Source organism: Bacillus sp. BC08 (assembly GCF_054326875.1).
Genome location: NZ_JBTGPA010000035.1, coordinates 817,226 through 839,460 on the forward strand (window position 1 = coordinate 817,226; position 22,235 = coordinate 839,460).

The window sequence follows — 22,235 nt, forward strand, 5'->3', positions numbered from 1 at the left end:
TGGATTTAGGAGGCAACAAGAATGAAAATGATGGACGCTAACGAAATTATTTCGTTTATTCAAAAAAGTGAAAAGAAAACTCCTGTAAAGGTATACATAAAAGGGGATTTAAAAGAAGTAACATTCCCTGAAACGGTACAAGCATTTGTAAATAAAAAGTCTGGTGTATTATTTGGAGAATGGTCTGATATTAAGACAATTCTTGATGAAAATAGCAAGCACATTGTTGATTATGTTGTTGAAAATGACCGTCGTAATTCTGCAATTCCAATGCTTGATTTAAAAGGTATTAAAGCTCGTATTGAGCCAGGCGCGATTATTCGTGACCACGTTGAAATCGGCGACAACGCTGTTATTATGATGAATGCAACAATTAATATCGGTGCTGTAATTGGTGAAGGTTCTATGATCGACATGAACGCGGTACTTGGTGGACGTGCAACGGTTGGTAAGAACTGTCACGTAGGTGCGGGTGCAGTACTTGCAGGTGTTATTGAGCCGCCGTCAGCAAAACCAGTTATTGTTGAAGATGATGTTGTAATTGGTGCTAACGTAGTTGTGTTAGAAGGCGTTACAGTAGGTAAAGGTGCAGTTGTAGCAGCAGGCGCTGTTGTAACAGAAGATGTGCCTCCATATACAGTTGTTGCGGGTACTCCAGCACGTGTAATTAAAGAGATTGATGAGAAGACAAAAGCAAAAACTGAAATTAAACAAGAGCTTCGTCAATTAAACCCAGAGAAATAAAAACAAAAAAAGCGTAAGAGCATAACGGGCTCTTACGCTTTTTATAGATAGAGGTGCAAAAATGGCAGTAAGCAAATTCATTCAAATACGTAGAGACTTACACAAAATACCGGAAATAGGATTTAAAGAGTGGAAAACACAACAGTATATTTTAGACTACATAGGGACGCTTTCGAATGAGTATGTGGAAGTGAAAGTATGGAAAACGGGTGTCATTGTTAAAGTAAATGGAAAAAATCCAGAAAAAATTATCGGTTATCGCGCAGATATAGACGGTTTACCAATTACCGAAGAAACTGGATATGAGTTTGCTTCTATTCATGAAGGAATGATGCATGCATGTGGACACGATTTGCATACAACAATCGGTTTAGGCCTTCTAACAGCAGCTGTAACAGAACGAATAGATGATGACCTTGTGTTTCTATTCCAACCAGCTGAAGAAGGTCCAGGAGGGGCTCTTCCTATGTTAGAGAGTGAAGAGCTAAAAGAATGGAAGCCGGATATAATTCTTGGTCTTCATATTGCACCTGAATATGCTGTAGGAACAATTGCAACAAAAGAGGGGCTATTATTTGCGAACACATCAGAGTTATATGTTGATTTAAAGGGGAAAGGTGGACATGCAGCCTATCCGCATACTGCAAATGATATGATTGTTGCAGCAAGTCACCTTGTTACACAACTTCAATCTGTTATTAGTCGTAATGTGAATCCTCTTGATAGTGCAGTAATTACAATCGGAAAAATAACAGGTGGTACAGTTCAAAATATCATAGCAGAAAAGTCTCGGTTAGAAGGAACGATTCGAACGTTATCAGTGGAATCAATGGGTCGTGTTAAAAGTAGGATTGAGGCAATTGTTGCAGGTATAGAAGCTTCCTTTCAATGTGAAGCGGCCATTGACTACGGGGCGATGTATCATCAAGTATATAACCATGAAGCATTAACAAGAGAGTTTATGCAGTTTGTAAGTGAACAAACTGATATGAATGTAATTACATGTACTGAGGCAATGACAGGGGAAGATTTTGGTTATATGCTTCAAGAGATTCCTGGATTTATGTTTTGGCTTGGGGTAAATTCAGAATATGGTTTACACCACGCAAAATTAAAACCAGATGAAGAGGCTATTGAGAAAGCTATCGCATTTTTAGATCAATATGTGAAGTGGAAAGGAACTAGAAAGTAAACTCTCTCGCCAAATTTGCAAAAATTTAAAGAGGATACTTGTTAGTTCCAAGATGAAAACATCTTTCATATTTGTTTTGGATATACATCGGCATACAAATGGATAAAGTAATGAGCAGTGGTTTTGAGCCGCTGCTCATTATTCATTATCGCTTATTGAGAAGATGGTTAGTTAACTAGCTTATATATGTTTACATTTCGTGTAGAACGTGTGTAAAATCAATGTGAAACATAGAAAAAAGGGTGGGGAATTACGTGCAAATTAGCAGTGCAATGTTGTGTTTCGTCTTATATGCGTATGTTATTATTGCGGCGGTGTATTTTGGGATAAGTTTTTATGCCTACCGTTTAGTAGATAAACATGAATATGACGAAACATATAAATGGGTGAAGAGATATTTATCACCTGTATTAGAAATTATGAATGGGTTTGTGCTCTTTTTATTTATTGGATTGATTGCTTTCTCAACGAGTTTAGTAGGGAATAAAACGACATTATTTGTACTAGGTATCATTATTTTTATGTTGTTAGGAATACGGATTGGTAACACGGTGTTTTGGAATGAAAGAAAAGTAGATGGTTGGACTGGAATGCTAATCCCATGTATGTTAGCAGCTATCGTGACAAACATAGAGCATGAGTATTATCAATTGCATTTTTGGCTTATTATCGTTTTAACGATTCTTTCAGTTTTGTATATAAGTACGGTAGTACTAACATACATTGCACATGAAAAAGGTGATGTTAAAGGAACTCTCTTCTTTAGAGGACGAGCATTATTTTGGAGTGTGCCAACGATGGCGGTTATAGCAATTATTGCGATATTAGTAAATGGATATCAATTTACTAATTGGCAACTGTTTTTAGAAAATTGGTGGATTTTCATCATTTCGTTTATCGCTTTTTTAGGTGCAACACATTATTTATTCCATCAACATCATTACATATTGGCATTGCTATTCGCATTTACACAACTACTATTTGCTTTCTTCGGACAAGAAACGTTATTATTCGTTTTTGAAACATTTAGTTCATTTGGAAATATATTTGTATTTGCTATGTTAATTTTCAGTATCGCATTTTATTTACAACAGTATTTTTATATGCAAAAACAAAAATAAGAATGATATACAGGTTTTTGTAGCAAATCTAAAGTATGTTACAATAAAAATACATAGTATTCGATGTTATTGGAGGAATTCCTGTGGGTGAAAAAGAGAAAGAATTTGCTGTCATTGGGCTTGGACGTTTTGGTGGAAGTATTTGTCGGGAACTCGCTCAATTAGGTATGGAAGTAATGGCAATTGATTCAGATGAGGATAAAATTAATGAGTTTGCAAATATAGCTTCGCATGCTGTAATTGCAGATTCGACAGATGAGATGGTATTAAAAAGCCTTGGTATTCGTAATTTTGACCATGTAGTCGTTGCTATTGGAGACAATTTAAATTCAAGTATTTTAACAACATTAATTCTGAAAGAGTTAGGTGTAAAAAATATTACTGTAAAAGCTCAAAATGATTACCATGAAAAAGTGTTAAGTAAAATAGGGGCAGATCACATTGTGCACCCAGAGCGTGATATGGGAAAAAGGATTGCTAATAATATTGCATCAAGTAATGTATTAGACTATCTTGAGCTTTCAGATGAGCATAGTATTGTAGAGATTATTGCAAATAAAAAAATTGATGGTCATTCTTTAATCGAATTAGATATTCGTGCGAAGTTTGGATTGAATATTGTAGCCATTAAACGTGGTAAAGAAGTTATTGTATCTCCTCGAGCTACGGAAAATATTCAAGCGGGAGATATATTAATTGTAATTGGTCATGACGATGAAGTAGATCGTTTTAAACACTTTTTAAGATAAGAGAAAAGGACAATACCATGAAGGTATTGTCCTTTTTCTTATATTTCCATAATGATTGGTAAAATCATTGGGCGACGTTTCGTTTTTTCATATAGGAATGGTGCTAATGTGTCTGTAATTTCATTTTTAATTTCAGACCATTGTGTTGTTTTACGCTCCATTACTTTTTCTAAATGAGTTGTAATTAATGTTTGAGCATCATTAATTAAATCACTACTTTCGCGCATATACACGAAACCACGTGAGATAATATCAGGTCCTGCTGCAACTTTAAACTCTTTCATATCAATGCTTACAACTACAATAACAAGTCCTTCTTCAGAAAGAATACGACGATCACGTAATACGATATTACCGATATCTCCAATACCATTTCCGTCAATATAGACAGATCCGGATGGTATTTTACCAGCTACGCTTGCTTCATCTGAACGAAGAGCAAGAACATCTCCATTATCCATGATGAAACAGTTTTCTTCTGGAATACCACAATCATTTGCTAACTTCATATGCATACGTTGCATGCGATATTCACCATGAATTGGCATGAAATACTTCGGTTTAATTAGACGAAGCATTAGTTTTTGTTCTTCTTGTCCACCGTGTCCACTCGTATGAATGTTTGACAGTTTTCCGTGGATTACATCAGCACCAGCGCGATACAACATGTTAATTGTACGGCTTACACTAATCGTGTTACCAGGGATTGGTGAAGAAGAGAAAACAACTGTGTCGCCAGGAATGATTTGAATTTGACGATGAGTACCATTAGCAATACGTGAAAGTGCTGCCATTGGTTCACCTTGACTACCTGTACATAAAATAACAACTTTATTAGCCGGTAGGCGGTTTAGTTGAGATGTATCTATGAATGTATCTTTAGGACAGCGAATATAACCGAGGTTTTGCCCGATTTCAATCGCTGCTTCCATACTGCGACCGAACACAGCAACTTTACGATTGTTTTCAACAGCCGCTTCAACAACTTGTTGTAGACGATGGATATTTGATGCAAAGGTTGCGAAGATAATACGACCATCTACTTTGCGGAAAATATCTTGAATACTATCACCAACACGGCGCTCAGACATTGTAAAGTTTGGAACTTCACTGTTTGTACTGTCAGATAAGAGACAAAGTACACCGTCTTTTCCGATTTCAGCCATTTTTGTTAAGTCAGCTGGTTCACCGACTGGTGTGAAATCAAATTTGAAATCACCAGTATGAACAACTTGTCCTTGAGGTGTTTTCACAACAACTCCGTATGAATCTGGGATACTGTGAGTTGTACGGAAGAAGGAAACAGATGTCTTTTTAAATTTAATAACATCATCTTCTTGAATTTCATAAAGTTTTGCTTTACGAAGTAATCCGTGCTCTTCTAATTTGTTTTTGATTAGCGCAATTGCTAATTTCCCACCATAAATCGGGATGTTTACTTGACGTAACAAGTAAGGAATTCCACCGATATGATCTTCGTGACCATGTGTAATGAATAACCCTTTAATTTTATCTTCGTTTCGCACAAAATAAGTGTAATCTGGTATTACATAATCGATTCCGAGGAGTTCGTCTTCTGGAAATTTAATTCCAGCATCAATAATAATAATTTCATCTTGAAATTGAACAGCATATGTATTTTTACCGATTTCACCAAGTCCACCTAAAGCAAAAACGGCAGCTTGATCATTCTTTAGAAATTTCATATGACTATACGATTTCCGCTAATGTTAAATCAGCGTTTTCTTTTTCATATTCAAGATGAGCACCAGTAACAGACTGAACGAACTCGATATTATATGCGAACTTATTTAATTTCTTACGAACATCCTTTTCAGACGTAGCCTCTAAATATAAAACTTTTGTATTTTCACGTACTGGAACCTCAGTCATTTTGTCTTGATAAAATACTTTAAAAATCATTTGGAAAACCTCTCCTTGTCTATGTTTTGCATTATCTGTTACTTATTATAAAGCAAACAGTCACGATTTTCATGTTTTTTCGAATGAGAATGAAGAAAAAGCCCGAAATGGGCACAATTTAAGCGATTGTCTTTTTACGGACTAAATCTTTTAAATAACGCTTGAGCTTTTTCTTCAGCTTCTTCAGCATGATTACTCCTTCCTTTCCTTATTTTAAACATGCATATTACTAGTGAAAACTCCGTCTCTGGTATAAGAAAGAAGACAAAAGTGAATGTTGAATCTTGTCCTTTCTCATACAGGGAAAGTTATTCTATAGTAACGATTAGTAGCCGTTAGTTATAGGTATAGTATGAGAAAGAATAGAAAAGAAAATTCATACGAACAAGTATCCACATTTTTTACTAATATATATATGCAGGTTTTATAAAAAAGGTCAGAAAGTGAACGCTTTCTTCACAGATGTTTAATATGTTATACTTTTTTTTAGAATTTGAAAAGCGATAATCAAAATAGGAATATAGAGTAACGGAAAGGATTTTGACAAATGAATGATAAAATTGTCTTTTTTGATATTGATGGAACATTATTAGATCACGATAAGAAGATTCCGCAATCTACACGAGATGCAGTAAGACATTTACAAGAAAAAGGTGTGCATGTAGCAATTGCGACAGGACGTGCGCCATTTATGTTTGAAGATATTCGTGAGGAACTCAATATACATAATTATGTTAGCTTTAATGGACAGTACGTTGTATTTGAAGATGAGGTAATATTTAATAACCCGTTACATCCAGCTGCCTTACATAAGTTTACTCAGTTTGCAAAACAAGAAGGATATCCACTTGTATATCTTGATCATCAAGAAATGAGAGCATCAGTGGAATATCATGATTATGTGAAAGAAGGTTTTGGAAGCTTAAATTTTGAGCATCCGGCATATGAACCTGATTTCTATGAGAAACGTAATATTTATCAAACACTTCTTTTCTGTGAAGTGAATGAAGAAGAAAAGTTTATTAATCATTACCCAGACTTTCATTTTATTCGCTGGCATGCATATTCAATGGATATTATTCCGAATGGTGGTTCGAAGGCAAAAGGAATTGAGAAATTCATTGAAAAATTAGGATTTAACCGTGAACAAGTGTATGCATTTGGAGATGGATTAAATGATTTAGAAATGATCGAAGCAGTTGGGACAGGTATTGTGATGGGGAATGGTCATGAAGACTTGAAAAAACTTGCAAATCACGTGACAAAGGATGTTAGTGAAGACGGCATATATCATGGATTAAAATGGGCTGGATTGCTATAAGTGAATATGGAACCCATTTCATATAAAAAAGGCGGAAGATTAACTCCGCCTTTTTTTATTATCGCTCTAAAGGTTTTGAATCGTCAGGAGCAGCAAATGGATTTTCTTTATTAATGTGGTCATAGAACATAACACCATTTAAATGGTCAATCTCATGCTGAAATACGATTGCCGGTAAACCTTTTAAACGTAATTTTACTTCTTCTCCGTTGATAGATGTTGCTTTCACTGTAATTCTTGTGTAACGAGGGACATAACCAGGTACTTCACGGTCTACTGATAGACAGCCTTCCCCACTTTGTAAATATGTACGTTCAACAGAATGACTAATGATTTTTGGGTTGAATAATGCATGACTATATAACGTACCGTCCGTATCAGTTACATGAACCGCAATCATTTTCTTCGAAATACCGATTTGTGGAGCAGCTAATCCGATTCCAGGGCGCAAACTATATTTTTCAGCCATTTCAGGATCTTGGCTATTTATTACAAATTCAATCATTTCTTTAAGGGCAGTTGTATCTTCTTCGCTCGCCGGCATTGATACCTCTTCTGCAACGTTTCGCAAAATAGAATCTCCTTCGCGAATTACATCTTTCATTGTAAGCATATGTAATCTCTCCTTTCTTCTTTAGTCTACCAAAGGAGGTGGAAAAAGTCATCGACAAGTAAGGAAGCACTTTGGAAAGTGTTTTACTATAGAATATGTATGTAAAAAAAGAAAAGACGGCAAAGCCGTCTGTTTCTTTCCATAGTTGTTTCATTTTACATTAGCGAATGCAAGCAGCACCAACGATAATTAAAAGAATAAACAACACAACGATTAAGGCGAAGCCGCGTCCAGACCCGCCACAAGAACCGCCATAACCGTAGGAAGGATTTGAACAAGTTGGATAGCAATATGAGTATCCGTACATGAGATGACCTCCTTTATCATTTCCCGCTAACACTGCGGTTACTATAATGTATGGAGGGAAGAGTAGAAATGTATGGGTAATTACCTATAAAAGGAAGAAGAGTTTGTATATTTTTGCTAAGAAGAGAGAAAAACTAAAGAGAATTAAATCGTTTACATATTATTCTAAGAGAAAAAATAAGTTGAAAAGGGAATAATATAACAGTAGGTTAATGCTTACTAATACAGATGTGAAAAATAAAAACACGTTTGTGTAGAAGAAACCTGCAGATTATTTATAAAAAAACGTAACCAAAGTAATTGACATCGTAATTAGAATAGTTGTAAACTAAAAAACGTGATCAAGATTGTATTAATATGTTTCTGAAAAAACATTAGTACAGATTGTTAGGTACACAAAATTATTCTCAACCGACAGATAAATTTGTTGGTTTACATTGTTGCGTTTTCAGTCTAGCTAATAGATAGTGAAAGCGTTTCAGAATATGGTTCAAGAGAGGAAGAGGTGAACGGAATGGGTACTAAAACAAAAAAGACCCTATTTAATGTTGATGAGCAAATGAAAGCTATCGCAGCTCAATTTGAGACATTACAAATTTTAAATGAAAAAGGCGAAGTTGTGAATGAAGCAGCTATGCCTGAATTATCTGATGATCAATTAAAAGAATTAATGCGCCGTATGGTGTATACTCGCGTACTAGATCAACGTTCTATTTCTTTAAACCGTCAAGGACGTTTAGGTTTCTACGCACCAACAGCTGGACAAGAGGCTTCTCAATTAGCAAGTCATTTCGCACTTGAAGCAGAAGATTTCATCTTACCAGGATATCGTGATGTGCCACAATTAGTATGGCACGGTTTACCATTATACCAAGCATTCTTATTCTCTCGTGGACATTTCATGGGTAACCAAATGCCTGAGAACGTAAATGCACTTGCTCCACAAATCATCATCGGTGCGCAAATCATCCAAACTGCTGGTGTTGCGTTAGGTATGAAACTACGTGGTAAAAAATCTGTTGCAATTACTTACACTGGTGACGGTGGTGCTTCACAAGGTGACTTCTACGAAGGTATGAACTTTGCAGGTGCTTTCAAAGCTCCAGCAATCTTCGTTGTACAAAACAACCGTTATGCAATTTCTACTCCAGTAGAAAAGCAATCTGCAGCTAAAACTGTAGCACAAAAAGCAGTAGCAGCAGGTATTTACGGAATTCAAGTAGACGGTATGGATCCATTAGCTGTATACGCAGCAACTGCTTTCGCTCGTGAGCGTGCAGTAAACGGTGAAGGCCCTACTTTAATCGAGACTTTAACATTCCGTTACGGTCCACATACAATGGCTGGTGATGACCCAACTCGTTACCGTACAAAAGATATCGAGAACGAATGGGAACAAAAAGATCCAATCGTACGCTTCCGTGCATTCTTAGAAAACAAAGGCCTATGGTCTCAAGAAGTTGAAGAGAAAGTAATCGAAGAAGCAAAAGAAGATATCAAACAAGCAATTGCTAAGGCTGACCAAGCTCCAAAACAAAAAGTTACTGATTTAATGGAAATCATGTACGAAAAAATGCCTTACAACTTAGCTGAACAATATGAAATTTACAAAGAAAAGGAGTCGAAGTAAGCCATGGCTCAAATGACAATGATTCAAGCAATCACTGATGCTTTACGCGTTGAAATGAAAAATGACCCTAACGTACTTGTGTTTGGTGAAGACGTTGGTGTAAACGGCGGTGTATTCCGTGCTACTGAAGGTTTACAAGCTGAATTCGGTGAAGATCGTGTAATGGATACTCCACTTGCAGAGTCTGGTATTGGTGGACTTGCAGTTGGACTTGCATTAGAAGGTTTCCGTCCAGTTCCAGAAATCCAATTCTTCGGTTTCGTTTATGAAGTAATGGATTCAATTTCTGGTCAATTAGCTCGTATGCGTTACCGTTCTGGTGGACGTTGGACTGCTCCAGTAACAGTTCGTTCTCCATTCGGTGGCGGTGTTCATACTCCTGAACTACATGCTGATAGCTTAGAAGGATTAGTGGCTCAACAACCTGGTCTAAAAGTTGTTATTCCATCTACTCCATACGATGCAAAAGGTCTTTTAATCTCTGCGATTCGTGACAACGACCCAGTTATCTACTTAGAGCATATGAAATTGTACCGTTCATTCCGTCAAGATGTACCAGAAGGCGAATACACAATTGATTTAGGTAAAGCTGATATCAAACGTGAAGGTACAGATGTATCTGTTATCGCTTACGGTGCTATGGTTCACGCTGCATTAAAAGCTGCTGAAGAACTTGAAAAAGAAGGTATCTCTTTAGAGGTTGTTGACTTACGTACAGTTCAACCATTAGATATCGAAACTATCATCGCTTCTGTTGAAAAAACAGGTCGCGTAGTTGTAGTTCAAGAAGCACAAAAACAAGCTGGTATTGCAGCTAACGTTGTAGCGGAAATTAACGACCGTGCAATCTTAAACTTAGAAGCTCCAGTTGTACGTGTTGCAGCTGCTGATACAGTATTCCCATTCTCTCAAGCTGAGAGCGTATGGTTACCAAACCATAAAGATATTGTTGAAGCTGTTAACAAAGTAATGAACTTCTAATTTTTAGCTTATCATGTGCAAAAGAAATCAGCACATGCTGGTTTCTTTTGTACATATTCCATAATAATGAAATGAATCAGGGGGCTGAATTCCGTGGCATTTGAATTTAAACTACCAGATATCGGTGAAGGTATCCACGAAGGTGAAATCGTAAAATGGTTTATTAAACCAGGCGATGAAGTAAACGAAGACGATGTACTTCTTGAAGTACAAAATGATAAAGCAGTAGTAGAAATCCCTTCTCCTGTTAAAGGTAAAGTACTTGAAGTACTTGTAGAAGAAGGAACAGTTGCAATTGTAGGAGATACATTAATTAAATTTGATGCTCCTGGATACGAAAACCTTAAATTTAAAGGTGACGATCATGATGCAGCTCCAAAAGCTGAAGAAGCAGCAGTAGAAGCTCCAGCAGCGGAAGCTACTCCAGCAGCAACTGCAGAAGTAGTAAATGAGCGCGTAATCGCTATGCCATCTGTTCGTAAATATGCTCGTGAAAACGGCGTAGACATTCATAAAGTAGCTGGTTCTGGTAAGAACGGCCGTATCGTAAAAGCTGACATCGATGCATTTGCAAATGGTGGACAAGCAGTAGCAGCAACTGAGGCTCCTGCAGCAGTAGAAGCTACTCCAGCAGCGAAAGAAGAAGCACCAAAAGCACAACCAATCCCAGCTGGTGAATATCCAGAAACTCGTGAGAAAATGAGTGGTATCCGTAAAGCGATTGCTAAAGCAATGGTTAACTCTAAGCATACAGCTCCTCACGTAACATTAATGGATGAAGTAGATGTAACAGAACTTGTTGCTCACCGTAAGAAGTTCAAAGCTGTTGCAGCTGACAAAGGTATTAAATTAACTTACCTTCCATACGTTGTTAAAGCTTTAACATCTGCATTACGTGAATACCCAATGTTAAACACTTCTTTAGATGATGCTTCTCAAGAAGTAGTTCATAAACATTACTTCAACATCGGTATCGCAGCTGATACAGACAAAGGTCTATTAGTACCAGTTGTTAAAGATACAGATCGCAAGTCTATCTTCACTATTTCTAACGAGATCAATGATCTTGCTGGTAAAGCACGTGATGGTCGTTTAGCTCCGGCTGAAATGAAAGGTGCTTCTTGCACAATCACAAACATTGGTTCTGCAGGTGGACAATGGTTCACTCCAGTTATCAACCACCCAGAAGTAGCAATCCTTGGTATCGGCCGTATCGCTGAGAAGCCAGTTGTGAAAAACGGTGAAATCGTTGCAGCTCCAGTATTAGCATTATCTCTAAGCTTTGACCATCGTTTAATTGACGGCGCAACTGCTCAAAAAGCATTAAACCAAATTAAACGTCTATTGAATGACCCACAATTATTAGTAATGGAGGCGTAATAACAATGGTAGTAGGAGATTTCCCAATTGAATTAGATACAGTCGTTGTTGGTGCAGGTCCTGGTGGATACGTTGCGGCAATTCGTGCAGCACAATTAGGTCAAAAGGTAGCAATTATTGAAAAAGCTAACCTTGGTGGCGTATGCTTAAACGTTGGATGTATTCCTTCAAAAGCGTTAATCAATGCAGGTCATCGTTATGAGAATGCAATGCATTCTGATGACATGGGTATCACTGCAGAGAACGTAAAAGTTGACTTTACAAAAGTTCAAGAATGGAAAAACGGCGTAGTTAAGAAATTAACTGGCGGTGTTGAAGGCCTTCTTAAAGGTAACAAAGTTGAAATCATTCGCGGTGAAGCTTACTTCGTAGATGCTAACACATTACGCGTAATGACTGAAGATGCAGCTCAAACGTATACGTTTAAAAATGCTGTTCTTGCAACTGGTTCTACACCAATCGAAATTCCAGGATTCAAATACTCTAAACGTGTTATCAACTCTACAGGCGCTTTAAGCTTACCTGAAATTCCTAAAAAACTTGTTGTAATCGGCGGCGGTTACATCGGTATGGAATTAGGAACTGCATATGCTAACTTCGGTACAGAAGTTACTGTAGTAGAAGCTGGCGACGAAATCTTAGCTGGTTTCGAAAAAGCTATGAGCTCTGTTGTTAAACGTGCTCTTCAAAAGAAAGGTAACGTTAATATCCATACAAAAGCTATGGCTAAAGGCGTTGAAGAAACAGAAACTGGCGTAAAAGTTAGCTTTGAAGTTAAAGGTGAAATCCAAACTGTAGAAGCAGATTACGTATTAGTAACTGTAGGTCGTCGTCCAAACACTCAAGAAATCGGTCTTGAGCAAGTTGGAGTTAAAATGACTGACCGCGGCATCATCGAAATCGATGAGCAATGTCGTACAAACGTACCAAATATCTATGCAATCGGTGATATCGTTCCTGGACCACCATTAGCTCACAAAGCTTCTTACGAAGGTAAAGTAGCTGTTGAAGCAATTAGTGGCCATGCATCAGCAATCGATTACATCGGAATTCCTGCAGTATGCTTCACTGATCCAGAATTAGCATCTGTTGGTTACACTAAGAAACAAGCAGAAGAAGCAGGAATGACAGTAGCTGTATCTAAGTTCCCATTCGCTGCAAACGGTCGTGCGTTATCATTAAACAGCACTGACGGTTTCCTACAACTTGTAACACGTAAAGAAGACGGTCTTCTTGTAGGTGCTCAAGTTGCAGGTGCAGGCGCTTCTGATATTATCTCTGAGATTGGTTTAGCTATCGAAGCAGGAATGACTGCGGAAGATATCGCTCAAACAATCCATGCTCACCCAACATTAGGTGAAATCACAATGGAAGCAGCTGAAGTTGCTCTTGGAATGCCAATTCACATTGTAAAATAATTATAAAAAAACGTCTTCTAAATTTAGAAGACGTTTTTTTTTGTTATATGCATAGAAAAACAAGAGGTGAATCTCTTCGATTCACCTCTTGTTTTTATTCTTTATTTTCAAATTGATACATTTCTTTATTTGTACTAGTGTCATTATAAAGGAATAACACGATATCAGCATTTAGTTTTTCGAGGTCTTGTTTTATATTTTTACTTGCCGCAAATCGTGGATCAATAAATGTTGTTTGTTCAAACTCTTGTGCAAATAAAGGATAAGTTGCATCTGCATAAGAATCTTTAATAATGACAGCATGTAGTTTGTTTTTTGCATCTGGATTTAAGATGTTTATCTGTGCATAGTCTGTTTGGTAAACAGAACTATAGTCTGGTGAAAGCTTATTTTTGTCTGCTGCAAAGAATTCCTTCATTGGCATTTGCATCGATTCTTCTGATTTTGGACCGAGATATACAGTGTAATTATCCCACATATTTGGGTTTTGCTTTAATTGTACATATGGGATTGTTTCAGGTGTTTTTATTAAATTGTACAGTTGTTTATTCCAACTACCGATAAATTGTCCATTCGGTTTTTCTGTAGTTATTTTATAATCATCTCGATTAACAGCATTACCTTTAACTATTTTAGATTCATGAGTAATGTGATTCATTGTTTGTTCGTATGCATAAAATGCACCCTTCATATTCCAATGGTGATCGGTTTTAAAGTACAGATCTTCTAATTGTTCATGAGTAAATTCTTTTTGAAAAGCAGGAAGAATATCAATAACAGGGAAATTTATTTTCTGTAACTCTTGTACAAAATAATCGCGATGCTTTTGATCGTACCCACGATCTACATATGGCGGGTATTTATACGAAAATGCCGTTAGTTTACTTGGAGCTAACAAGAAATAAAATTCTGTTTTTGGAAATTGAGTTTGTAAGTTTTCTAATTCATTAACAGATTGTTTAATTTGATCACGCATATCTATTTTTGTAGGTGCAGATAAAATGAAACCGTCATCTGCAACATAATTGTTATTTACGAAAGTTCGATTGAATTTCATTTGTAACTTTGTGTATGTTTCAATAAATCGGTCTCGTGCTGCAATGTGATCTGTAAAATGTAATTCAGTATCTTTGAAATATTTTCCGGATTTTATAGTATCAATAGTTAGGACTGGATTCAAAGCTAATTCTCTATTTTCAAAATCAGAAAAACCTTTTTTGTCCCAATATATTATTTTTCCGGTCCATATACACATTCCAAAAATAATAGCGAGAAATCCTGTAATTAATATACGATTAGTGAAATTTTTCATAGTTAGCCCTCCTTTAGAAGCGGAAGTAAATAAATGGATTGTAAGTTGCATTCGTTAAATACATCATAGTTATAATTAAAACACTCAAGTAATAAAGTGGAGATAAAATGACTACCTTTTTATTTGCTAATAGATTCTTGATCCAAGAGAAAACTGGAGCCGATGTAATAATAGCAAGTATAAAGATTCCCCAATAATTCATTACATAGAAATAACTCGTAATGTCAGTTAACGATCCATTTAATCCGAACATTGCTTGTAAAAATTTTGAGCAGTAGCTAAAATTATCAGCACGGAAGAAAACCCAACCAATAATCACTAAAAACATAACGTATACGTGTTGAATCGGCCACCATAATTTTTGTAATATTTTTTCGAAACCAGCCTTTTCTAAAGCAATTAAACATCCGTAATAAATACCCCAAATCATAAATGTCCAACTAGCTCCATGCCAAAATCCGGTTAACGCCCATACAATGAAGAGATTACGATAGATTTTCCAAGTAGACACTCGATTCCCACCTAGTGGAATATAAACATAATCACGGAACCAAGAACCAAGTGAAATGTGCCAACGACGCCAAAATTCAGAGATGGATTTTGAAATATATGGGTAATTGAAATTTTCTAAGAAATCAAATCCAAACATTTTTCCTAATCCAATTGCCATATCACTGTAACCTGAAAAATCGAAATAAATTTGTAATGTGTAAGCGATTGCGCCAATCCAAGCGGTAGATACGCTCATTGTTGCTGGGTCCATCGCAAATATTTCATCAGCAATAGCTCCCAATTGATTCGCAATTAAAACCTTTTTTCCCAATCCAATGATGAAACGACGAATTCCTTCTGAAAACTTATCAGCAGTAACTGTTCTAACATGTAATTGATGAGCGATTGTATTATATCGAACAATTGGTCCTGCTACTAATTGTGGGAAAATGGTAAAGTATAGTGCGAGATCAAATAGATTTCGCTGAGCTTCTACTTTTTTCTTGTAAATATCGATAATATAACTCATTGCATGGAAAGTGAAAAATGAAATTCCAATTGGCAAGGGGATTTTTTCGAGTACAATGTTTGTATGAAAAATTCCATTTATATTATCTACTAAGAAATTAGCGTATTTAAAATATCCTAGTATAGCAATATTGACAACGATTGCTATAGTAAGAATGACTTTTCTATTTGCACTAGACAGTTGGTCCTTATTAAGCCATATTCCGAACCAATAGTTGATGAAAATAGAAAAAAGCATTAGGAAGACATATATTGGTTCTCCCCAAGCATAAAATAATAAACTAAATAATAGAAGAACTATGTTTTGTAATTCTTTCCGTACTGAGTAGTACACAAAAAGAATTGCTGGTAGAAACAGACATAAGAAAAATAAATTACTAAATACCACTTTTTGTTAATTCCTTTCTGAGTATAATTCTTTAGAATTACAATAACATGTGACAGTGTAATAATCTATATTAAAAAGAAACATAAGGGATATGATATGAAAAAGAAGGGTATTCGCAGGGAAATAATGGTTATGTAGGGGTGCCTTAAAAATACTAAAAAGAAAGAGCTGAAGCATATAATAGGAAGAAGAAGGGGGTAACGCTATGAAAATTACGCTAGCTTCATTTTTTCATCTAGTTTTATGGAGTGGATTTTCAGCAGTGTTATTATTGTCAAGTCGTGATAAATTACATTATAAAATTTTTCTTTTTCTTATATTTTTGTACTTAGCGTATGTAATAGCGTATGTCATACTAAGTGCAAGGAGAAAAGCAATACTTCTTACTTGCACAAATAGTATGATCTTTCTAATCATTTATTTTTGTTTTTAAATTAACGTTTATAGAAATACATTGTTCTTCCATTAAATAATTGTAATTCTCCTTCTAATTTCTTCGCTAGAAAACGGCAAAATTCATTTGCTTTTCCTTTATCACCAAATGTTGCATTAGGTGGTAAAGAAATCTGAATAAAAGATTGTTCTTTTTCTATACCAACACCAACATAAATGGAGTCATATCGATCGTGAGTAGATTGTAGTTTTAATGTTGTTGCTGATGTTTCTAAAATTTCATAAGGAAAAGCGGTATTTGTATAAGCGTAATTAATTTGAACACCAGTTTTGGAAGTAACTGTTTGATAGTAAAGAAAAAGTTGTTTTATATCATCTATTGAAACAGATTGTTGATTGGATTTAGGTACAAGCGTAATAAAGGCATGTTGCATATAAGTTCCCCCTAACTTAGTAGAATACTATCATTCTACATCCTGCTGAATTTTTTGACAATTAAAAGGAGTATTCCTTTTTTTGTTTAATATACTAATGAAAGGTGATGTAGAAAGGTGGAAACCGATGTTTGAAAAATTGTATGATGAGCATGAAAGTGTGAAGGTACGATTTTTGGGGTTTATGACACATGATACTCGTTATGATTTTGGTGTTATTTATACAAATATGTTTTTTGGAAAGCCACTCATTGTTTGCATGCAAACAGGAAGATCTACTTTACTTGGACGAGATGATGTAGAGAATGTGCAACATATACAGGAAGTTTTTAAATTAGGATCAGAAGAGGAAGCGGCGGAGTTAGCTCAATTTTTAAAATTTTTAGTCCCATCTACTTCTTTGCATGCGGAATATGAAGAATAATTAATGTAAAACAGTCGTACGTATAAATATGGCTGTTTTTTCGTTTGAATATCGCATACTAATTTAAATTAAAAATATTTAATGTGTTATACTAAAAACCTATTGACGTAAAAAGTATAACATATTAAAATAAAGACAGAAAGTTAAGCGGTTACAAAAGTTTTTGGGATTATAAACTTAGGGGGAAATGAAAAATGGGAACGATCGTATGTCAAGATTGTGAAGGTACAATTGCACACTTCGAGGATGAGAAAGTAACGGTACTTTACGGGAAATGTGGATCTTGCGGATGTGATCACACAGAGCATACAAAAGCCCAATAATTGATAGCAAATGGACAGCTAAAAGTTTTTAGGACCATAAACTTAGGGGGAAATGAAAAATGGGAACAATCGTATGCCAAGTATGTGAAGGAACAATCGGTCATTTTGAAGATGAAAAAACGACAGTGCTTTACGGAAAATGTGGTACAAATTGTGACTGTGCTAATAAAGACAAAGCGAAAGCTTAATTATAAATAAGTAGATTATTATTAAAACTCAGGGGGAAATGAAAAATGGGAACAATCGTATGCCAAGTATGTGAAGGAACAATCGGTCATTTTGAAGATGAAAAATCAACAGTACTATACGGGAAATGTGGATCTCACTGCGAATGTGACCATAAAGAACATACAAAAGCTTAAATAAGAAAAAGCGCCTACATATACATATGTAGGCGCTTTTTTAATAAATTGTAGTTGTATGGCCAACTGTTGCAACGATTGCATCATCTCTAATCGGAATAAATCCTATCGATGTCTGTGGAGTGCTAGGAGAGGCGTAGTGGCTCATAAGACGGCTATCAATACGGGTAATAGTATCGGTCAAGAAAGCTGAAATAAAAGCGTAGGGGACTCGTCGTTCATTTAAAGAGTATATAATTTCCTCTTTTGTTTTTACACCTACGCCATGTCCGTAAAAAAAGAAATTTCCTAGATAGATTGTATTTTCTCCTTGCCACTCGATTGTAGCTGGATTCACTTGTGGATTTTTAAAATAAACGAGGTCACCGGGAACTAGATCGCCACCCGTTTTTGTTATGAGCTTTAAATCTTGATCGTAGTCCCACGTATAAAGTAAAAGGTTTGCAAAGAGACGGTTGAACGTTTCTTCCTCATACAAGGATAGTAAAGCTTTGTAAAAAATAATGATCATAGCGGTGGCACATTCAGTTCCATATAGTTTTCCGTTTTTGAAAATATCTTGTATGGCAATGGAAGGGGGTATGTTTGGAAGGAGCTCGAATCCCCCAAGTGACGTTCTTTTCCAATATTGGGGGTTGCAAAAGGACTGTTGAAATGTGCGGAACTGAAATCCACTTTGAAAAAGCTCTAATGCAGAAGTAATAATATTCACTCGCAAATTGAGATCAAAGCTGAGTTCATCAGATGTTCGGAAGGAATAAATTTCTTGATTTCCTGCCATTATTGATAAAATTTGTTGTTTCTCAGCTGCAAATGGCTCATATTCATTTGTGATATAAGGATGTACAATAGAACGGCCTATTACAATCATAATAGTATCCCCACCTATACGTTACATTACTTCATATCGTATGAGAAAAGGAAAAAAAGGGTGAAAGAAAAGCCTATCAACTGATAGGCTTGTACTCTTTAATCACACGTAATGTTTGTAATGTCATATCTTCAGGACCTTGTACCGGTAAACCCGCTTCTAAGTTTTTACGAATATACTCTAAGTTATCTTGTGTAATAATTTCCCCCGGAGTAAAGATTGGAATCCCTGGCGGATAAACCATAACGAAATCAGCTATAATACGACCTGCTGCATTTTCAAACGGAATAACTTCTGTTTCCGAATAAAAAGCATCTCGAGGAGAAAGTGCTAGCACTGGTATTTCTGGGATTTCTACTTGTATTTGAACACCTTTATCGGCTTGATTTCTAAATGTTGCTGCTAAATCTTGTAATGCTGCAATAAGTGTATTTGTCTCACTTTCTGTATCTCCGAAAGTGACAAGACATAGTATGTTGTATAAATCTGAGAGTTCTACTTCAATGTTATATTGCTCTCTAAGCCATACTTCAGCCTGATGGCCTGTAATACCTAAATCTTTTACAGATACAATTATCTTTGTAGGATCATAGTTAAAAGTAGCGTCCGTACCTAGCATTTCTTTTCCAGGACAGTAAAGATCCTCAATAGCATTAATAGCAACACGAACTTGTTCCGCTAATTGTATTGTTTGTTCTATGAGTGCTGTTCCTTCTGTAGCAAGACGTTTTCTAGCAACATCTAGGGATGCTAACAAGATGTAAGAAGTTGATGTCGTCGTAAGCATGCTAATAATAGATTGAACATGTTTTACGTTCACAAGGCCTTCCTTCACGTTAAGAATAGAACTTTGCGTTAAAGACCCTCCTAATTTGTGAACACTTGTTGCTGCCATATCTGCACCGGCTTGCATCGCTGACATCGGCAATTCATCGTGAAAATGAATATGAACACCATGGGCCTCATCAACGAGTACAGGGATATCGTAAGAATGTGCTAATTGGACAATCTGTTCTAAGTCTGCAGCAAAGCCAAAGTATGTTGGGTTAATAACAAGTAAGCCTTTCGCATCTGAATGCTCTTCAAGTGCCTTTTTGACAGATTGAATTGTAATTCCATGCGAAATACCAAGTTTTGGATCGATTTCAGGATGCATGAAAATCGGTTTTGCACCTGAGAAAATAATAGCTGACATTACTGATTTATGCACGTTTCGTGGCACTAGGATTTTGTCACCAGGACCGCAAACGCTCATCACCATTGTCATTATTGCACCACTTGTACCTTGAATAGAAAAGAAAGTATGATCTGCACCAAATGCAGCGGCTGCTAAATCTTGTGCTTCTTTAATCATACCTTTTGGATGATGTAAATCATCGAGCGGCGCAATATTAATTAAATCAATTGCTAATGCATTATGCCCAATAAATTCGCGAAATGTAGGATCCATACCCTGTCCTTTTTTATGACCAGGAATATGGAATTGAATTGGATTTCGCTTACTGTGCTCAACTAAAGCGGTAAACAATGGTGTTTCGTATTGGGACAATCTATACACTCCTTCTTCTTCGTAATATTTAGTATTATTTGTTTTATATAATCCTGTTCTAAAAAAGTTAAGTTCTTTTTTAGTATGAGGCTTGTTTTTCTGCCATTCACAAAAGTGTTTTTGAGATGGTAGGTTCACTTTATTTTCTATAAAACAAAAGCATTATATCACCAATAATTATAGATGTATAGAAAAAAATATTTTTACAGTGAGTATGTTAAATAGTTATTTCTAATTATCTTATAGAGGAAGACAATTCCATCATAAGGAATAAATAGTGTATAATGCAAAGTGGCTATAGTGAAGAAGAAAAAATTCCTTTAAGATAGCACATTGAAATAAGAAGAAATGATAAATGAGGTGCAAAATGGAATATCAATATCCGCTAGATTATGATTGGTCAAATGAGGAAATGGTTGCAATTGTGAAGTTTTATGAAGCAATTGAGAAAGTATATGAAAAAGGAATTATAAGAGAAGAATTAATGGGATTATATCGTCGTTTTAAAGAGATTGTTCCATCTAAAGCAGAAGAGAAGAAAATTGATAAAGAGTTTCAAGAAGTAAGTGGATATTCTATATATCGTGCGATTCAAAGGGCAAAAGAAACTGAAGAACAAAAGCTTGTGAAAATGTAAAAAATATTTTGAAAAATGAAAACTGAAGTGATATAATGTGATAACAACTAAAAACGGACAATATAAATTGTCCGTTTTCTACTATCGATTACAAAGTGCATATAAAGGAAGGAGTGATTGCATCGTAGATTCAATCTTAGCAAGGAATTGTTCGTTGGTCATTGCTGAAAACTCCTCTGGTGATATATGAATACCAACTAATAATTCTGCTTTTTTCACAGTAGCTAGACGTTCAATCATCTTTTGTAAGTCTTCTGTTTCAAGTGCGCTATGTAATTTTACACTTGGTTTAGTATGGTCAATGGACCAAACGAAGTCATTTGGAATATTTGTTTTTAAATCATTTAAATGTTCTAAGAAGGCGTGAGCCGTCTCCACTTTTTGTGGACACTCATAGATTAAACCAAAGTATATGAAGGCATGAGTACCCCATAATCCAATTTGGAAATGTGGTAGCATTTTATATCCACGTTTATTTGTTGAAAAAGCAACCCAAGTATCGTTTGGTGGATTGACTTTGCGACGTGCATGTTTTGCTACATGATAAAAAAAGTTCTCATCAGTTTGTTTGGATAAATACGTTGCAAACTGTTCCCCTAAAGCTTCCAGTTTAGGATGAATGTTCGTTTTAATCGCACTCATTCGTTCTTCGAGACCATCAACTGTAAAGACCTCAAAATCAGTTGACTTGAATGTTTGTAGTGTCATGATTGTTCCTCCAACTCCTATTTTGCTTTTATTTTAGCATAGCTTGTACTATTCATAAAAAAAACAGCACAAAAAAATTTAAATAAAAAAATATAATTTTGTTGCATAGATGATTTATCCAACATAGTATAGTATAAAACAAAAAATCAGAAAATTGAATTAATTCTAGTCCGAGGGCAGACGAATATTGGGAGGAGGCAAATAATATGAGACAGGTGATTAATGCGTTAAAGAGAACAGATGCTGAAAAGAGAATACCGGTGCTACGTTTGGAGCTAGATTATGAATTAGCAACTTTATATGATGCGATGATGGAAAATGATAAACTGAAAAAAGAAGAGTGTGTACAAAAGTTAGAAGTGTTAAGACTTGAAATGATTCGTTTAGAAGCGTAATAATAGTATATGTATAAAAAATTAGTTGGTGCGAACCTTAT

At 35.7% G+C, this 22,235-nt stretch carries 26 protein-coding genes; 16 read left to right on the forward strand and 10 right to left on the reverse strand.

What is annotated here, in order from left to right; all coding sequences use genetic code 11:
- Positions 1 to 21 precede the first annotated feature (21 nt).
- The 4 genes from dapD (at position 22) to ACXVYO_RS22490 (ending at position 3,806) form a co-directional block, all read left to right on the forward strand.
- Positions 22 to 744 carry a 2,3,4,5-tetrahydropyridine-2,6-dicarboxylate N-acetyltransferase gene (gene dapD, locus ACXVYO_RS22475; protein WP_073516277.1) on the forward strand — a complete coding sequence of 241 codons (723 nt, stop codon included), beginning with the start codon at positions 22 to 24 and terminating at the stop codon, positions 742 to 744.
- A 61-nt stretch (positions 745 to 805) separates the two neighbouring features.
- Positions 806 to 1,936 (forward strand): N-acetyldiaminopimelate deacetylase, encoded by a 1,131-nt coding sequence (locus ACXVYO_RS22480; protein ID WP_458468528.1) that lies wholly within the window; start codon positions 806 to 808, stop codon positions 1,934 to 1,936.
- 254 nt (positions 1,937 to 2,190) lie between these two features.
- The gene (locus ACXVYO_RS22485) at positions 2,191 to 3,057 is read left to right on the forward strand and encodes a cytochrome C oxidase assembly protein (protein ID WP_073516274.1); all 867 of its coding nucleotides are present in this window, start codon (positions 2,191 to 2,193) and stop codon (positions 3,055 to 3,057) included.
- Between the two features lie 83 nt (positions 3,058 to 3,140).
- On the forward strand, positions 3,141 to 3,806 hold the full coding sequence (locus tag ACXVYO_RS22490; RefSeq protein WP_000504032.1) for a potassium channel family protein: 666 nt from the start codon (positions 3,141 to 3,143) through the stop codon (positions 3,804 to 3,806).
- A 38-nt stretch (positions 3,807 to 3,844) separates the two neighbouring features.
- On the opposite strand, the gene rnjA is transcribed toward ACXVYO_RS22490, so the two are convergent.
- Together rnjA and ACXVYO_RS22500 are read right to left on the reverse strand one after the other, a co-directional pair.
- Positions 3,845 to 5,512, reverse strand: a complete 1,668-nt coding sequence (gene rnjA / locus ACXVYO_RS22495; protein ID WP_073516272.1) for a ribonuclease J1 — start codon at positions 5,510 to 5,512, stop codon at positions 3,845 to 3,847.
- Positions 5,513 to 5,516: 4 nt separating this feature from the next.
- Positions 5,517 to 5,729 (reverse strand): DNA-dependent RNA polymerase subunit epsilon, encoded by a 213-nt coding sequence (locus tag ACXVYO_RS22500; protein WP_000576434.1) that lies wholly within the window; start codon positions 5,727 to 5,729, stop codon positions 5,517 to 5,519.
- A 547-nt stretch (positions 5,730 to 6,276) separates the two neighbouring features.
- Between ACXVYO_RS22500 and ACXVYO_RS22505 the strand changes: the two genes are divergently transcribed.
- A complete protein-coding gene (locus tag ACXVYO_RS22505; protein ID WP_000998280.1) occupies positions 6,277 to 7,050 on the forward strand; it encodes a Cof-type HAD-IIB family hydrolase in 774 nt (257 codons plus the stop codon).
- Between the two features lie 58 nt (positions 7,051 to 7,108).
- Here the strand turns inward: ACXVYO_RS22505 and def are convergent, their stop codons facing one another.
- Both def and ACXVYO_RS22515 read right to left on the reverse strand, forming a co-directional pair.
- Positions 7,109 to 7,663, reverse strand: a complete 555-nt coding sequence (gene def, locus ACXVYO_RS22510) for a peptide deformylase (protein WP_000957060.1) — start codon at positions 7,661 to 7,663, stop codon at positions 7,109 to 7,111.
- Between the two features lie 160 nt (positions 7,664 to 7,823).
- On the reverse strand, positions 7,824 to 7,970 hold the full coding sequence (locus ACXVYO_RS22515; protein WP_000274561.1) for a YjcZ family sporulation protein: 147 nt from the start codon (positions 7,968 to 7,970) through the stop codon (positions 7,824 to 7,826).
- A 513-nt stretch (positions 7,971 to 8,483) separates the two neighbouring features.
- On the opposite strand from ACXVYO_RS22515, the gene pdhA reads away from it, so the two are divergent.
- The 4 genes from pdhA to lpdA all read left to right on the forward strand — a co-directional run bounded on the left by pdhA (position 8,484) and on the right by lpdA (position 13,378).
- The gene (gene pdhA / locus ACXVYO_RS22520) at positions 8,484 to 9,599 is read left to right on the forward strand and encodes a pyruvate dehydrogenase E1 component subunit alpha (RefSeq protein WP_000536893.1); all 1,116 of its coding nucleotides are present in this window, start codon (positions 8,484 to 8,486) and stop codon (positions 9,597 to 9,599) included.
- 3 nt (positions 9,600 to 9,602) lie between these two features.
- The gene (pdhB, locus tag ACXVYO_RS22525; protein ID WP_000068166.1) at positions 9,603 to 10,580 is read left to right on the forward strand and encodes a pyruvate dehydrogenase complex E1 component subunit beta; all 978 of its coding nucleotides are present in this window, start codon (positions 9,603 to 9,605) and stop codon (positions 10,578 to 10,580) included.
- 93 nt (positions 10,581 to 10,673) lie between these two features.
- Positions 10,674 to 11,960: a pyruvate dehydrogenase complex dihydrolipoyllysine-residue acetyltransferase gene (pdhC, locus tag ACXVYO_RS22530; protein ID WP_098857205.1), complete on the forward strand. Its 1,287-nt coding sequence runs from the start codon at positions 10,674 to 10,676 to the stop codon at positions 11,958 to 11,960.
- A gap of 5 nt (positions 11,961 to 11,965) precedes the next feature.
- The gene (gene lpdA, locus ACXVYO_RS22535; RefSeq protein ID WP_061678278.1) at positions 11,966 to 13,378 is read left to right on the forward strand and encodes a dihydrolipoyl dehydrogenase; all 1,413 of its coding nucleotides are present in this window, start codon (positions 11,966 to 11,968) and stop codon (positions 13,376 to 13,378) included.
- 94 nt (positions 13,379 to 13,472) lie between these two features.
- On the opposite strand, the gene ACXVYO_RS22540 is transcribed toward lpdA, so the two are convergent.
- Together ACXVYO_RS22540 and ACXVYO_RS22545 are read right to left on the reverse strand one after the other, a co-directional pair.
- Positions 13,473 to 14,690, reverse strand: a complete 1,218-nt coding sequence (locus tag ACXVYO_RS22540; protein ID WP_458468529.1) for a DHHW family protein — start codon at positions 14,688 to 14,690, stop codon at positions 13,473 to 13,475.
- A 13-nt stretch (positions 14,691 to 14,703) separates the two neighbouring features.
- Positions 14,704 to 16,098: an MBOAT family O-acyltransferase gene (locus ACXVYO_RS22545; protein ID WP_458468530.1), complete on the reverse strand. Its 1,395-nt coding sequence runs from the start codon at positions 16,096 to 16,098 to the stop codon at positions 14,704 to 14,706.
- A gap of 205 nt (positions 16,099 to 16,303) precedes the next feature.
- Between ACXVYO_RS22545 and ACXVYO_RS22550 the strand changes: the two genes are divergently transcribed.
- Complete coding sequence (locus ACXVYO_RS22550) at positions 16,304 to 16,531, forward strand: hypothetical protein (protein ID WP_000705128.1); 228 nt, start codon at positions 16,304 to 16,306, stop codon at positions 16,529 to 16,531.
- 1 nt (position 16,532) lies between these two features.
- Here ACXVYO_RS22550 and ACXVYO_RS22555 read toward each other — a convergent pair whose 3' ends face one another.
- Positions 16,533 to 16,925: a DUF1885 family protein gene (locus ACXVYO_RS22555; protein WP_073516266.1), complete on the reverse strand. Its 393-nt coding sequence runs from the start codon at positions 16,923 to 16,925 to the stop codon at positions 16,533 to 16,535.
- Positions 16,926 to 17,052: 127 nt separating this feature from the next.
- Between ACXVYO_RS22555 and ACXVYO_RS22560 the strand changes: the two genes are divergently transcribed.
- The 4 genes from ACXVYO_RS22560 (at position 17,053) to ACXVYO_RS22575 (ending at position 18,034) form a co-directional block, all read left to right on the forward strand.
- Positions 17,053 to 17,349, forward strand: coding sequence for a DUF3055 domain-containing protein (locus ACXVYO_RS22560; protein WP_097816903.1), 297 nt, complete (start codon positions 17,053 to 17,055; stop codon positions 17,347 to 17,349).
- A gap of 194 nt (positions 17,350 to 17,543) precedes the next feature.
- Positions 17,544 to 17,672: a GapA-binding peptide SR1P gene (locus ACXVYO_RS22565; RefSeq protein ID WP_000536778.1), complete on the forward strand. Its 129-nt coding sequence runs from the start codon at positions 17,544 to 17,546 to the stop codon at positions 17,670 to 17,672.
- Between the two features lie 59 nt (positions 17,673 to 17,731).
- A complete protein-coding gene (locus ACXVYO_RS22570; protein ID WP_000536800.1) occupies positions 17,732 to 17,860 on the forward strand; it encodes a GapA-binding peptide SR1P in 129 nt (42 codons plus the stop codon).
- 45 nt (positions 17,861 to 17,905) lie between these two features.
- A complete protein-coding gene (locus tag ACXVYO_RS22575; RefSeq protein ID WP_000536796.1) occupies positions 17,906 to 18,034 on the forward strand; it encodes a GapA-binding peptide SR1P in 129 nt (42 codons plus the stop codon).
- A 40-nt stretch (positions 18,035 to 18,074) separates the two neighbouring features.
- Here the strand turns inward: ACXVYO_RS22575 and ACXVYO_RS22580 are convergent, their stop codons facing one another.
- On the reverse strand, positions 18,075 to 18,905 hold the full coding sequence (locus ACXVYO_RS22580; protein WP_000635326.1) for a protein-glutamine gamma-glutamyltransferase: 831 nt from the start codon (positions 18,903 to 18,905) through the stop codon (positions 18,075 to 18,077).
- Positions 18,906 to 18,981: 76 nt separating this feature from the next.
- A complete protein-coding gene (speA, locus tag ACXVYO_RS22585) occupies positions 18,982 to 20,454 on the reverse strand; it encodes an arginine decarboxylase (protein WP_458468531.1) in 1,473 nt (490 codons plus the stop codon).
- Positions 20,455 to 20,821: 367 nt separating this feature from the next.
- Between speA and ACXVYO_RS22590 the strand changes: the two genes are divergently transcribed.
- Complete coding sequence (locus ACXVYO_RS22590; RefSeq protein ID WP_458468532.1) at positions 20,822 to 21,091, forward strand: UPF0223 family protein; 270 nt, start codon at positions 20,822 to 20,824, stop codon at positions 21,089 to 21,091.
- An 81-nt stretch (positions 21,092 to 21,172) separates the two neighbouring features.
- On the opposite strand, the gene ACXVYO_RS22595 is transcribed toward ACXVYO_RS22590, so the two are convergent.
- On the reverse strand, positions 21,173 to 21,799 hold the full coding sequence (locus tag ACXVYO_RS22595; RefSeq protein ID WP_458468533.1) for a YktB family protein: 627 nt from the start codon (positions 21,797 to 21,799) through the stop codon (positions 21,173 to 21,175).
- Positions 21,800 to 22,005: 206 nt separating this feature from the next.
- Between ACXVYO_RS22595 and ACXVYO_RS22600 the strand changes: the two genes are divergently transcribed.
- Positions 22,006 to 22,194 carry a hypothetical protein gene (locus ACXVYO_RS22600; protein ID WP_001250166.1) on the forward strand — a complete coding sequence of 63 codons (189 nt, stop codon included), beginning with the start codon at positions 22,006 to 22,008 and terminating at the stop codon, positions 22,192 to 22,194.
- Positions 22,195 to 22,235 lie beyond the last annotated feature (41 nt).

Bases quoted from the DNA above. Each gene is read 5' to 3' on its own strand.
- ACXVYO_RS22580 (WP_000635326.1), bottom strand. From the start codon at position 18,905: ATGATTGTAATAGGCCGTTCTATTGTACATCCTTATATCACAAATGAA.
- ACXVYO_RS22480 (WP_458468528.1), top strand. From the start codon at position 806: ATGGCAGTAAGCAAATTCATTCAAATACGTAGAGACTTACACAAAATA.
- ACXVYO_RS22570 (WP_000536800.1), top strand. From the start codon at position 17,732: ATGGGAACAATCGTATGCCAAGTATGTGAAGGAACAATCGGTCATTTT.
- ACXVYO_RS22560 (WP_097816903.1), top strand. From the start codon at position 17,053: ATGTTTGAAAAATTGTATGATGAGCATGAAAGTGTGAAGGTACGATTT.
- rnjA (WP_073516272.1), bottom strand. From the start codon at position 5,512: ATGAAATTTCTAAAGAATGATCAAGCTGCCGTTTTTGCTTTAGGTGGA.
- ACXVYO_RS22515 (WP_000274561.1), bottom strand. From the start codon at position 7,970: ATGTACGGATACTCATATTGCTATCCAACTTGTTCAAATCCTTCCTAC.
- ACXVYO_RS22500 (WP_000576434.1), bottom strand. From the start codon at position 5,729: ATGATTTTTAAAGTATTTTATCAAGACAAAATGACTGAGGTTCCAGTA.
- def (WP_000957060.1), bottom strand. From the start codon at position 7,663: ATGCTTACAATGAAAGATGTAATTCGCGAAGGAGATTCTATTTTGCGA.
- ACXVYO_RS22555 (WP_073516266.1), bottom strand. From the start codon at position 16,925: ATGCAACATGCCTTTATTACGCTTGTACCTAAATCCAATCAACAATCT.
- ACXVYO_RS22595 (WP_458468533.1), bottom strand. From the start codon at position 21,799: ATGACACTACAAACATTCAAGTCAACTGATTTTGAGGTCTTTACAGTT.
- pdhA (WP_000536893.1), top strand. From the start codon at position 8,484: ATGGGTACTAAAACAAAAAAGACCCTATTTAATGTTGATGAGCAAATG.
- ACXVYO_RS22550 (WP_000705128.1), top strand. From the start codon at position 16,304: ATGAAAATTACGCTAGCTTCATTTTTTCATCTAGTTTTATGGAGTGGA.
- ACXVYO_RS22505 (WP_000998280.1), top strand. From the start codon at position 6,277: ATGAATGATAAAATTGTCTTTTTTGATATTGATGGAACATTATTAGAT.
- dapD (WP_073516277.1), top strand. From the start codon at position 22: ATGAAAATGATGGACGCTAACGAAATTATTTCGTTTATTCAAAAAAGT.
- ACXVYO_RS22590 (WP_458468532.1), top strand. From the start codon at position 20,822: ATGGAATATCAATATCCGCTAGATTATGATTGGTCAAATGAGGAAATG.
- ACXVYO_RS22565 (WP_000536778.1), top strand. From the start codon at position 17,544: ATGGGAACGATCGTATGTCAAGATTGTGAAGGTACAATTGCACACTTC.
- pdhB (WP_000068166.1), top strand. From the start codon at position 9,603: ATGGCTCAAATGACAATGATTCAAGCAATCACTGATGCTTTACGCGTT.
- ACXVYO_RS22540 (WP_458468529.1), bottom strand. From the start codon at position 14,690: ATGAAAAATTTCACTAATCGTATATTAATTACAGGATTTCTCGCTATT.
- ACXVYO_RS22600 (WP_001250166.1), top strand. From the start codon at position 22,006: ATGAGACAGGTGATTAATGCGTTAAAGAGAACAGATGCTGAAAAGAGA.
- ACXVYO_RS22575 (WP_000536796.1), top strand. From the start codon at position 17,906: ATGGGAACAATCGTATGCCAAGTATGTGAAGGAACAATCGGTCATTTT.
- lpdA (WP_061678278.1), top strand. From the start codon at position 11,966: ATGGTAGTAGGAGATTTCCCAATTGAATTAGATACAGTCGTTGTTGGT.